9 protein-coding genes are annotated in these 12,635 nt (G+C 49.4%); all 9 read right to left on the bottom strand.

Going from position 1 to position 12,635, the window contains the following annotated elements:
* Positions 1–116 precede the first annotated feature (116 nt).
* The gene (nrdJ, locus tag EKM89_RS08085; protein ID WP_125687482.1) at positions 117–2,366 is read right to left on the bottom strand and encodes a ribonucleoside-triphosphate reductase, adenosylcobalamin-dependent; all 2,250 of its coding nucleotides are present in this window, start codon (positions 2,364–2,366) and stop codon (positions 117–119) included.
* A gap of 581 nt (positions 2,367–2,947) precedes the next feature.
* A complete protein-coding gene (locus EKM89_RS08080) occupies positions 2,948–3,967 on the bottom strand; it encodes a LacI family DNA-binding transcriptional regulator (protein WP_125687451.1) in 1,020 nt (339 codons plus the stop codon).
* Between the two features lie 211 nt (positions 3,968–4,178).
* Complete coding sequence (locus EKM89_RS08075) at positions 4,179–5,642, bottom strand: UDP-glucose--hexose-1-phosphate uridylyltransferase (protein WP_125687449.1); 1,464 nt, start codon at positions 5,640–5,642, stop codon at positions 4,179–4,181.
* A gap of 3 nt (positions 5,643–5,645) precedes the next feature.
* Entirely contained in the window at positions 5,646–6,650 is a 1,005-nt protein-coding gene (gene galE / locus EKM89_RS08070; RefSeq protein WP_125687447.1) for a UDP-glucose 4-epimerase GalE, read from the bottom strand.
* 307 nt (positions 6,651–6,957) lie between these two features.
* Positions 6,958–8,127, bottom strand: coding sequence for a galactokinase (locus tag EKM89_RS08065; protein ID WP_125687445.1), 1,170 nt, complete (start codon positions 8,125–8,127; stop codon positions 6,958–6,960).
* 336 nt (positions 8,128–8,463) lie between these two features.
* The gene (locus tag EKM89_RS08060) at positions 8,464–9,888 is read right to left on the bottom strand and encodes a glycoside-pentoside-hexuronide (GPH):cation symporter (protein ID WP_125687443.1); all 1,425 of its coding nucleotides are present in this window, start codon (positions 9,886–9,888) and stop codon (positions 8,464–8,466) included.
* Positions 9,889–9,946: 58 nt separating this feature from the next.
* Positions 9,947–10,192 carry a hypothetical protein gene (locus tag EKM89_RS08055; RefSeq protein ID WP_125687442.1) on the bottom strand — a complete coding sequence of 82 codons (246 nt, stop codon included), beginning with the start codon at positions 10,190–10,192 and terminating at the stop codon, positions 9,947–9,949.
* Between the two features lie 263 nt (positions 10,193–10,455).
* Entirely contained in the window at positions 10,456–10,770 is a 315-nt protein-coding gene (locus EKM89_RS08050; RefSeq protein WP_125687440.1) for a hypothetical protein, read from the bottom strand.
* 119 nt (positions 10,771–10,889) lie between these two features.
* Positions 10,890–12,623, bottom strand: a complete 1,734-nt coding sequence (locus tag EKM89_RS08045) for a phospho-sugar mutase (RefSeq protein WP_125687438.1) — start codon at positions 12,621–12,623, stop codon at positions 10,890–10,892.
* Between the last annotated feature and the right edge of the window lie 12 nt (positions 12,624–12,635).

Here is a 12,635-nt window from a genome sequence, read left to right as displayed (position 1 = left end):
CTTCCACGCTTCATGATTATGCTTTCGTCAAATCTGACATCGCCAGCCGCGATGTACCATCAGCTAGGTCAACATCCACCTGACTGGCGCGGCGGCTGACCCCAGATATTTCACGATTACCGGATAGGGCAGGCGCCGCTTTCGCAATCGGATTGGTCGACCAATTCGACGTCCTTTTGATCGTGGTTGCCCGTCATTTCAGCAAAGGTCGCCGCCACGTCACCCGTGATTTGTGCGCAGTGTTGACGATACGTTTCCTCATCGATAGGCTCCTTTGGTGCTTGCTTGAAGTCAGCACCACTATATGGCAGCAAGGATGTGGACTTGATGGTGTTGCGGTACTGCATCAAGAGACTACTGATGTCCTTGCCCTCTTCGGGTTGGAAGGTCACCGTACAACTAACGGCGTTGTCGGACCAGTACGTCTGCAAGAACGCTTGGGTAGCAAATTGTTCCGCCATTGGCACTTCACCAGCGGATGCAAATGCAGCTTCGTCGGCGTGGGCAGCCTTCACTGGGAACTCCACACACATCGTATTCTGACTGTAAACATCGGGTTCGACCTTGTAACCGCAGGCCCTTAAGGCTGGTAACAAGGGATCACTGTCTTGGAACCGAATCCGTTGAATCAGGTAACGCGCGTAATGGAAATGCATCCCCTCGGACACCCCAGCTAATTTGGCCACCGTCCCGGACGGCTTGACCGTCGTGTGTTTGATGGATGGTTGGCAACCCAGCGTTTCGGAGTAGTTTTTGTCGGCTTGAACAACGGCTTGATATAGGTCGTTGACACGTTTGACGGCTGCTTGATTGTAGACGGGACGCATGAACGTCTTGCCGGTTGTGGTATCTTTTTTGGCCTCGAAGCCAGTAACCACGCGTTGCTTGAAGGTCTTTAAGATCCAGTCCTGAATCCCCGACATGGAAACCCCAATACGCCGATTCTTCTGGATGGCCTTGCGGGAGACTTCCCAATCATAGTGGCTAAACGTGACCCGCTTGGTATACCGGGCGCCTAAACCAAAGGCATCTTCCAAATTCCAGCCTTGTTCTTCAGCAACACTTGGGAAGACTTCAAACAGGTTGCAGGGTTCGCCATTGCTCAGTGAGATTTCCCCACAGGGGTTGGTGCCCTCAACGGCGCCATCAATGCCTTCTTGACGCCCATCGGCTAACCGACCGTAATTCTTCGACAGCTCCAAATTAACAATCCCGGGCTCCCCGTTATGTTGGATGGAGTCGGCAACGGGCTGATAGTCGTTAAATTGACTATCGACGGCCACACTGTTATTGGACGCCCACCGGTGATGGTAGAGCTTGTCTTTATCCTGTTTCATGGTAATAAAGTCATCGTCTTCGGCACCACCCAAGGCGAGTTCAGCCGAACGCCGGACATTCCCAGCCACGACGGTTTTGCCAATCATGTTGCCCATGTCCGTACAGTCCACGGCGGTCAATTTCCGGCCCACCGCGTCGTTTAAGATTTGATTGATGTCAAAGAGCATTTCAACCAGTGGCATTGGACCAGAAGCGGTCCCGCCAAAGCCATGGATCGGTGCATCCTTGGGCCGAATATCGCTGATATCCAAGACAACTTGGGTCTTATGGTCGGGATTGCTAGCATTAAAATGGGCATCGATCATGTTGGCATTGGCTAAGACCCAGCCTTCACGAGTGTCTGGTAGCCGGTAATAGCGTGCGTCAGCCAAGGAATGACTGTGCATCCACGTTGACCGGTCCACAGCTCCCAAGGCTACAGAGGCGTCGTAAGAGGCACTGTCGGCGTCGATCACTATGGTCAATTCTACACTTTGATCGACCTTAGGCATCTGCCTAACGTTATCTGGTGTAACGGAAAAACCGACACCGCCGCCCTTCATGAGTTGGTCGAACATAAATGAAAATGGCATGGATGCCACAATTTGATCGGGTTTTAAGTAACTTGGCACGATATGGCTGTCACCATAGGCTTGTGGCCGAATAGCGACGAACCAGCAGTTGTTTAGTGCATCTCCATTTCGATGTTGATAATCGGTTCCAGAGATCCAGAGATTACGGCCAGAAGGCGTTGCGGCTAAGCCGTAGACCAGTTTAAAGAGCCGTTGGGCCTCTTGCGTTAAGTCGGCGACCACTTGTCCATCGACGTTGTCCGCATGTAGCCGGGGGTCAAGGTTGATATTACCTTCGACCACCCGTTTAACCGTCTCGGGCCATTCTTCGGTCCGCTGTTGGTCTGGCAACCAGCGCGCATAGGTCCGCTTATAGGTGACCCAGCCCAGTTCACCCCAGTGGGGGGTAACCTCTTGCTCCACTTTTTCAATAAAATCCGCCGTCAATGTGACTGCTGCGGCCGTTGTTGTGTTCATCATATCAATCGCTCCTTCAACAATAATGCACCATATATGGTATCAAAAATAGAATGCAAATACAATATGTAGAAAAAGTTGGATTGCCCCTAGACATTTCAAATCGCGCCGCTATGTAACATAGTTAACGGGTGCGGTACAAGTTTTCCTCCCTAGCAGTTAACTGTAAGTGGACAAAAAATGATAAACCCGTTTAACCGGCCAGCTCATGCCATCCCAAACGAGAACTCCCCTAAGTAGTAAACGACCCGTCGCTGACACAATTAAATGGGTCATAATTTTTCTGATTTAAGAAATTTATTTTATTTATTTTTTGTATCGCTGAATTAGCAAATCTTAATCTGACGGCCTACTAGATGTTGGAGGTGAACAACCAGGTTGGCCCCGTCACCGGACCGACTGGCAGATAGGAGACAACCGCGGCGACACCTACTTTTCGTTTCTTTGACGCATTCTGGAAGACTGCTTTTCAGACGGAATCTTTGACCACCACAGTACGACCTTATTTAACGATCATAAAAAGAACGTTACCGCCGTAGACTAGATAGTCTGCTGGTGACAACGTTCTCTCTCAGTTTCTTTTACTTCTTATCTGATTGGGTACTTTCACGTGAAACGAGCGTCGTGCCGATCGTAACCAATTGGGGTGTGGTACGCCCGGTTTGGAGACGATTTTCCACCAAATCCACAGCCGTTGCACCTAAAAGCTCGGTGTTGACGTGCACGCTACTCAGCTCGGGAAAGACGTACTTGGCAATCGTCGTGTCATTGAAGCTGAACAAACTAACTCTGCTTGGCACGTCGATATTGTTCTCGTGAAGTGCCTTCAACGCCCCAGCCGCCATAGGATCATTGGTGACGAAGAACGCCGACGGCAGGTCGTCACCCAACTCCGCAATTGCCGTTTGCATCTCCTGATAGCCAGAATGGTTGGTGTAGTCGCCCGCAAATACCAGGCGATCATCAAAGGCATTCCGGGCTTTCATTTCCTGCTTAAAAGCATTGTACCGGGGGTCGACAACTTCCAGTTGCCCATCCGTCGTCCATTCCGTCCCGTACAACAACCCGATTTCCCGTTGGTTGCGTTGCCAGTAGAAATCAATGACTTGGCGCACCGCGAACCGGAAGTCCGTGACCACGCTGTCATATCCATGGCAAAGCTGGTCTTGGTCCACAAACACCAGGTTGGGGGTTAACTGGGCCATTGCTGCGACCTGTGAATCGCTAAACTTACCGATGGCAATAATGGCGTCAACATCGGGTTCAATGGCCTGCAAGTCGTTTTGAAACGTTCTGGTCGCTAAGAAATGGTGCTCATCACTCCGCTTCTCCAGGCCTAAGCGAATCGACATGTAGTACAAGTCATCTAGTTCCTTGGTCTTGGAATACCACTGAACGATGGCAATCTTAAGCTGTTTAGTTGGCGCGCTCGCCCGATGCTTGAGTTTGCTGTAGTTCAACTCCTCGGCAACTTCAAAAATCTGCTTTCGCGTTGAGTCACTGACAGACAGTGTCCGGTCATAATTCAACACCCGCGACACCGTGGCCAGCGAAACACCAACGGACTTCGCAATATCTTTTAACGTGGCTGCGATTGCCATCACCTCCCTTTTCTTGGCCGCCTTGTCAGTTAGGTTCTCCGTCCTGTGGGGACCAGCAGAACACCGGTCTTGCACCACCGACACCGGGCTACGGACCTAACTGCCCACGGCTACAATTACTGTTGCGCTACCGAAACTATCGGCTTACAAGCCACCCAGTTTCCAAATAACGTTACCATTCACAGATTCATCGTCAACCGTTGCCGGCTCACTAAATCTGTGCAATAAACTTATCTAACGCGGCTTGACCCTCAGCATCGCGCTTGAAGACACCAGCGTCGGCTAAGACCCGTGCAAAGACGTCACCAATGGCTTGGTGTAAGACCGGCGTAACGTTCTCTGCCGTCAACGAATGATCTTGCTTGAGACTATCGGCCCAAGGCTTGTGCATGTCGGCCATTTGGTTCGGCTGACCTAGTAAGTACTTGGTGACCTCGGCCATTTCTGTCTTGAGTCGTGCTGGTAAAATTGCCCGGCCCATGACTTCGATCAGACCAATATTTTCCTTTTTAATGTGTTGGACGTCCTGATGCGGATGGAAAATACCATCCGGATACTGGGCGGATGTCTGGTTGTCCCGCAGCACGAGGTCCAGGACGTAGTCGGCGCCATCGCGGTACGCAATTGGCGTAATTGTGTGGTGACGCACATTATCTGTGTAGGCCCGTACATCAACGGACGCGTCAGAGTAGTCGATCCAGCTGTCCAAAACCTTCGTGGCCGCATTGATCAGTGCTTCCGGTTGACTCCCGGTCAACCGGATGTCGGTCATTGGCCACTTAACGATTCCGGCCGTGACACCAGCCACGCCTAAGTCCACTGGTCGGTCAATCGGTGCCTTCATCATTGGGAAGGTATGTTTTCCCCCCTGATAATGATCGTGAGTCAGCATGGACCCCCCTACGATTGGCAAGTCGGCATTGCTCCCGACAAAGTAGGTCGGCAACGTCTGCACAATTTCCAAAAGATTGGTAAACGTGTGTTGGTTGATGACCATTGGCCGGTGTTCCTTGGCCAGGAAGATGGCATGTTCCGAAAAGTAAGCATATGGCGAGTACTGAAAGCCCCAGGTTTCGCCGCCCAACATCAACCGAATGATTCGGTGATTGCTCCGAGCGGGATAACCGAGTCGGCCCAAGTACCCTTCATTGGTCATACAAAGCTGATCCAAGGGATAACTCGTCTGCTTTTGCGTCTGAGCTGCTGCAATGGCCTTGGGATCCTTTTCCGGTTTGGACAGGTTAATGGTAATCTCCAACTCACCCGCTACCGTCTTGGCCGGGAAGACCACATTTTTCGCAATGTTGCGTGTCTTGATATAGTTATTGTCTTGACTCAACTGGTAGAACCAGTCCGTCGCCTTAGAGGGACTCTCCTGATAGCGATCCCAAAAACCGCGGTTAACGGCAGAAGGAAGCGGCGTCATCAAATCCATCAATTGTGATTCCAAAATTTCTTTAGGACTTGGAGAATCCTCGATTTTACCATGCGCAATCGCCGTTTCAATCAAGGCGTTGACCAGGTCGATAGGCGTATCCGCCTTAGCGGGCTTGGCCTGACCGTCGCCAACCAAAGCGAAGATGCGATTCGTGACGTATTGCCGGTCGAGTTCCGTGTAAGGCGCCGGTGAAGACACGATGTAATCAATAAATTTTTGACTTGTATCTTCAGCCATCGTTTACTTCTCCTCAGTCCGATCATTGTAGCCTTGTGGATGCGTTTGCTTCCAGTTCCAGGCCGTTCGGATGATGTCCTCAACGTTATCAAACCGGGGTTGCCAATTCAAAACTTTGCGGGCCTTGTCACTAGCAGCAATCAACGTACTTGGGTCACCGGCGCGCCGTGGCGCCATCGTTGCGGGAATTTCTTTGCCCGTGACCTTACGTGCGGCTTCTAACATTTCCTTGTTAGAGAACCCAGTTGAAGAACCGAGGTTAAAGGCATCGCTGTCATGACCAGCCTTTAGGTATTCCAGAGCTAAGATGTGCGCATCGGCCAAATCAACGACGTGGACATAATCCCGTACGTTGGTCCCATCCTTTGTTGGGTAGTCGCTACCGAAGATGGCTAATTCTTTCCGTTCACCCGCAGCCACTTGTAAAATGATTGGCACCAGGTGGGTTTCTGGATGATGGTCTTCACCAATGCTTCCGTCTTCCTTAGCACCGGCAACGTTAAAGTAACGTAAGGCAATAAATTTAATCCCGTAAGCTTCGTCAGACCAACGCATGATCTTTTCCATCATTAACTTGCTTTCGCCGTATGGGTTGGTTGGAATCTGGGGATCAGTTTCCTTGATTGGAATCTGCTTAGGTTCGCCGTAAGTCGCAGCCGTCGATGAAAAGACGATGCGCTTCACGTTATGTTTATTCATGACCTCTAGCAAAGAAACCATACCGGCCGTATTGTTATCGAAGTACTTCAGCGGTTTCTTCATGGATTCAGGCACCACGGAGAAGGCAGCAAAGTGAATCACACCTTCGATATCTTCCTTGTCAAAAACACCGTTCAGGAAGTCTTGATCACGTACGTCTCCTTCGTAGAACCGTGCCTTCTTGTTTACTGCGGCCCGGTGCCCCGTTACCAAGTTGTCGACGACGGCAACATCGTAACCCTTTTCAACTAAACGATCGACGGCGTGTGAGCCGATGTAACCGGCACCACCTAAGACTAAAACTGTCATTGATCAATTCCTCCTCAAATTAATGTTTTTACCATTTTTATGTTTAGCAGTTGTCGCCTATGGTGGTCGGGTACGCCACCTCCAGCTATGGCAACACTAAACTTTTACTACTGTTTCATTTTATCTCTAATGTGATTACTGCGTCCAGCCGTGATAGAGGTATTGGCCAGCTTCTTTTGTCGGCCTCTACGCCACGGCGGCTTAGGAATGCGCAAGAAAAAATGGTGATTTTTCAGACTGAGGCATCCCCACAGCAGGCAGGGCCCCCGGGAATCGCAACGCGAGCAATCCAGTACAATCTAAATCTTTAGGCTTGGATTTCCTTAGGGCCGTCCGCAATTTCAGCAACGTAGAATTCGGCTGGATGGCCGATAGTGTCTTCATAGACCTTACCGACAGCACTTTCAAATTCATCGACATTGGTCTTCTTGACCAAAGCGATCGCACAACCACCGAAACCGGCACCGGTCATCCGGGCACCCAGGACGCCTGGTTGTTCCCAAGCCGTTTCAACTAACGTGTCGAGTTCCTTTCCAGTTACAGCAAAGTCGTAATGTAAGGAAACGTGTGAGGCGTTGACCAAATGACCGAAGCGCTTCAAGTCGTTGGCTTGTAGCGCTTCGAAGGCCTTTAACGTCCGTTGATTTTCGAACACAGCGTGACGAGCACGCTTGATCAAGATATCATCGTTGATCAGGTAGGCATTTTCGTCAAACTCGTCTTCGCTCAAGTCACCTAGCGTCTTAATATCCAGCTTCACTTGCAAGCGACGGAGGGCTTCTTCACATTGGGCACGGCGTTCGTTGTACTTAGAATCCGTCAACTCACGACGCTTCTTGGTGTTCATGATAACTACCACGTAGTCGCCCAAAGCAAGTGGCGCGTATTGGTAATCTAAGGTGTTCGTGTCAAGCAGGATGGCTTGATCTTTCTTCCCCATCCCAATAGCAAATTGGTCCATGATTCCAGTGTTCAGACCGAAGTAGTCATTTTCAACCTGTTGGCCGACCTTAACCATTTCGACTTCATCGAGCTGCATACCATAACCGGCATGCAGGATTTCTCCCATTAACATTTCCATTGAGGCCGATGAAGATAGCCCTGAAGCATCTGGTAAGTTCCCGTGGACGAAGAGGTCAAACCCATGGTCGATGGTCAGATTCTGCTTCGCCAGCTCGAACAACATCCCTTTAAGGTAGTTGGCCCAGTTATCAGCCTTATCAAATTTCAAATCATCCAGTGAGAATGTTAACATTCCGGCATTCGGTACATTGGCAGAATACACACGGAAGTTGCGATCATCACGCGCTGAAAATGCGGCGTAGGTTCCCATACTAATAGCGGCTGGGAAAACGTGCCCACCGTTGAAGTCGGTGTATTCACCGATCAAGTTGATCCGGCCTGGTGAGAAGAACACCCGTTGTGGGGTGACATCAAACTTTTCTTGGTATTCAGTTGCTAAGCTGGCGAAATCCATGGCGATTAACTCCTTAATAAATTTTTTAGTAAATTTTTTACTACAGCTATCATAACCGCGTTTAGCAGTTATGTCAATCATTTAATAAAGCGCTTTCCTTCACGCTAGCACCCAGTTATCGGTACAAAGATAGCTATCCCCTTCGCCTTGCTGCTCGTGGAAATAGTATCAGCTGGCGTCCTTTGTCAGCCGACAGAATAGACGACTTTTAAGACACGTGTTTTTCGCGACTTAAAAGCAAGCGAGAAGACTGGCCCGCTTTCAAGCGGAACCCCGTTCACACGACCCTAAACTAAAGGCCACAGACATGTTCTGCCCGCGGCCCTTAGTACTGACTTACTTGGCTGAAGCTTCTTCCTCAGCCTGTTCGGTTTCAAGTTTCTTTTCAAGTTTACGGACGATTTCCGCGTGCTTCTTTTCTGACAAGGTAACCTTGAATTGGTAGATCAGCGCCGACAAGATCAACAAAACCATTGGCATGTAGAAAATAAAGGAATGGAAAATGAACATGCCATGAGCTGTGATATCACTTGGTTTTGCGTTTCCAGTCATCCCAGCGTGAACGGCGGCAATAACCACGATCCCCGTTGAGAAGGCCCCTGCTAATTTGTCGATCAATGGCCGAACGGATAACGTCACTGATTCGTTCCGCGTCCCGTTCTTGTACTGACCATATTCCACACTGTCCGTGATGGTCATCAAAGCGGCCAAGAAAATCATGGGGTATGGGAAGAAGAAGACGGCATCGGCAATGTACATCATGATGATGTTGGTCCCGGCAAAGTTAAACAGAATGTACCCGAGCAACATCATGCAGATACCACCGACGTAAACACCACGCCGGGTAATCTTTGACACGATCGTTGGGAATAAGGGAACGGAAAGTACCCCTAAGACGGCGGTGACCCCACCAATAACTGTGTAGGCATTGGAGTTACCAATGACATAACGGAAGTAATAAATCAGGAGGGAGTTGGTGACCACGTAGCTGAGGGCAAATAACAAGTAGGACAACCCCAACCACATCAGCTGATCATTTTCACCGATAACCTTGAAGACATCCCGAAAACGCGTTTTTTCAGTATTTTCACGAATCAGGCTCTTGTTTTCTTTCGTCCCGAAGAAGGTTGCTAAGGCTCCTAACAAGGAAACGGCCCCAATAACAATAGCAAATCCTAACCAGCCGGCACGGGTCTGCGTACTCCCATGTGACCCAGAGAACTTCTGTGAGAAGAAGATGACCAATGGCATAACAGCCATAATGACCCCTTGAGAACCCAAGGTAGAACCGAAACGCCCAACCGTCCCGAACTTGTTACGAACCTTAGTATCAACACTCAAAGCAGGTAGCATAGACCAGAATGAAATATCTTTAAACGAATAGAAAATATCCATAATGACAAAGACGATTCCAAAGGCTAAGAAGTAAAGCGTCTTGTTGGAATCTGCTAGCCCAAACATGCTGGAGAACATCAGGATGATCCCAATGGAACTGACAATGGCCCCGGCAAGCAGCCACGGCTTGAATTTTCCCATCTTGGTATCGGTGTTATCGACCATCCCACCGATCATCGGGTCAAAGGCGATTTCAACCAACCGAATGACAACGACCATCGTGGTGACGATCCCGGCTTCAGCAGCCGCACCATTGCCAACGAACAAGGCACTTGTGACAAACATTGCAAAGTAAGTATTAAGAGTTGCATAGAACGCATCGTGCCCGAACGCCCCTAGAGCATATGAGACATATTGCTTAATCATTATTTTTTCCACACCTTTCAACGGGGAACTTAACTGACAACCCAGTGGCCACTAGGATTTAGTGGTACCGGTGTTCGATAATCTTAGAAAGAACCTCTTCCCGTTGCTGAGCCTTAGCCATATCGAATTGTGATTCTTCGAGGTGGTTAAAGTCCTGTGCAAGTAGCGTGGCTTCCAAATAGAGGGTCAATTGCCGCTTGATGTACAATTTATTTTCCTCATCCGGTCGCTGTGCGTTACCACCCAAAACAGCTGCAGCAAATTCTTTCGGGTCTAAAGTAATCTTCTCGTCTTTCTTAGCCATTTGGAAACACTCCTTAGTCTTATCTCATTATCCACTTAGGTTACCCATCAACGGCCGCTTCTCGGCGAATACAATCGATTACATCAGTCACGGTAAGTCGGTTTAACCTGAGTAGATAAGTGTTAGTTAACTAATCTAGTAAAGTCACGTTTAACATTTTACTTAAATGTAAGCGCTTTACAGTGGTAATAATAACGGTCTGGACCATAAGATGCAACCTTTTTTATTGTGTAAATAATTACTAAGTATTTGCCAAACATGTTCTACGCAGGCATTGCAACCGGTTGTATTTTGTTGACTAAAAATTTACTAAACATATATTTAGCATCTGCTATTTCACCAATATTTACGCTTAATCGTGCTTCTACGTTTTCAATACGGCCTAAAGAAAGTGGCATTGTGTGCTTTAATCCAGTGTTAGCAGCCATTGGCATTCCCAAATGAGGATAAATTGGCCACATTGCAATTGTCAGGAATTCCGTCGGCTCAGATTCGTCAATTTGCGGTCTAATTTTAGTCTCAGTATCGTTGTGACACCATAAGAAGTTTTTAAAACTCTCGTCGTGCAGATAAGGCATAAAAGAGCCCGCCCAACCCCATTCTGGTTAGACGAGCTCCTATGAATTTTAATGTGTATTGTGGCGGCCAACCAGTGCAGCTGAATCTCTGGCAACCACCGTGTGACCTAGTTCAAGCCCTATTTTACAGAACTAACATAAGCCTTCAAAGCTTGTTCGAACCGGTCCAGTCGCGCATGGGCAGCTGCATCGGTCTTATCGCTGGTTCCAATGTAGAACTTGACTTTAGGTTCGGTCCCTGAAGGCCGAATGCAGATCCAAGTGCCATCACTCAGCCAATACTTCAAAACGTTTGACTGTGGCAGATCGATTTTGTTGGTCGTCCCATCAGCCGCCGTCTTCACACCCGTCGAGAAGTCTTCGACGGCAGCAATCGTTGTGTCGGCAAAGGACTTCGGTGCATTTTCTCTGAATTCGCTCATCAGGTGGGCCATTTGGTCGGCACCGTCAACACCAGGGAATTCCTCAAACGTGGTCTTTTCGGCAAAGTAGCCGTAGGTCGCGTAAAGTTCCTCGATGCCATCGTAAAGGGTCATCCCCCGTTGCTTGTAATCAGCAGCGACTTCGGCCAGCAAGACCGTCGATTGGATGGCGTCTTTGTCCCGGACGAATGGCTTGATCAGGTAGCCATAACTTTCCTCAAAGCCAAACAGGAAGGTGTGATCGTGATTGGTTTCGTACTGGTGAATCTGTTCAGCAATAAACTTGAACCCAGTCAACACGTTCTTCATTTCAACGCCGTAAGCGGCCGCAATCTTGGTGGCCAGCTCGGTCGAAACGATGGACTTCACGACTCGCCCGTCAGCTGGCAACTGTCCAGACTGCTTACGCGCCTTTAAAATGTATGCCAACAGAATCGAGGCAATTTGGTTTCCCGTCAACAATTGGTAGTCCCCATTCGGTTCACGAACAGCAGCACCCAAGCGGTCGGCATCGGGATCGGTAGCGACTAGTAAGTCAGCCCCTTCCTTCTTTCCTAAGGCAATCGCCATGTCAAAGGCTTGCGAGAACTCGGGGTTCGGGAACGGCACAGTTGGAAACTCAGGATCGGCAATGGCTTGTTCGGGAACCATGGTAAAGTTTTCAAAGCCGGCGCCACGCAAGGCACGTTCGCCGATGACCTTCCCCGTCCCATGAAGCGGTGTGTAGATCAACTTCATGGTCTTCCCCACACTGTGAACCAGGTCAGCGTTGATGGTAACGCTCTCGACATTTTTCAGGTAAGGTTGATCAACGTTTTCCCCAATAATCTGGAGTGTGTTGTCGGCACGTAGATGTTGTTCCTCAGCGACCGCAATGCCGAAGACATCCTTGGCAGAACGGACGAACTCGGTAATCATATCGGACGCCTTAGGTGGCATTTGCCCACCATCTGGGCCATAGATCTTAAAGCCATTGTACTGTTTAGGGTTGTGGCTGGCCGTAATCATGATCCCCATAGCCGTGTTTAAATGACGAACGGCGAAGGACAATTCTGGTGTGGGCCGCATGTCATCGAAAACGTAGCTTGGGATGTGATGGGCGCCCAAAACGTGGGCCGCTTCATGCGCGAATTCGTTGGAGTGGTAACGGGAATCGAAACTAATGGCGACCCCGCGTTGCTTTGTGGCTTCATCCAGGGTATCCAGATAACGGGCGACCCCTTCAGTGGCTTGCCGGACCGTGTAGACGTTCATTTGACCGATTCCTGGTCCCATAACCCCGCGCATGCCGGCCGTCCCAAAGCTCATTGGCCCCGTAAAAGCCGCCTTTTTCGCAGCGTCGTCATCGGCGATTGCCGTTAACTCGGCCTTGATGTATGGAATCATCGTCGGTTGTTGTTGCCACACTTGGTAATTTTCTTGCCAACTCATTGTAATCTCTCC

Origin of the sequence: Levilactobacillus fujinensis (assembly GCF_003946335.1) — a bacterium.
GTDB lineage: Bacteria > Bacillota > Bacilli > Lactobacillales > Lactobacillaceae > Levilactobacillus > Levilactobacillus fujinensis.
This window is presented reverse-complemented; position numbering and strand designations above follow the sequence as displayed.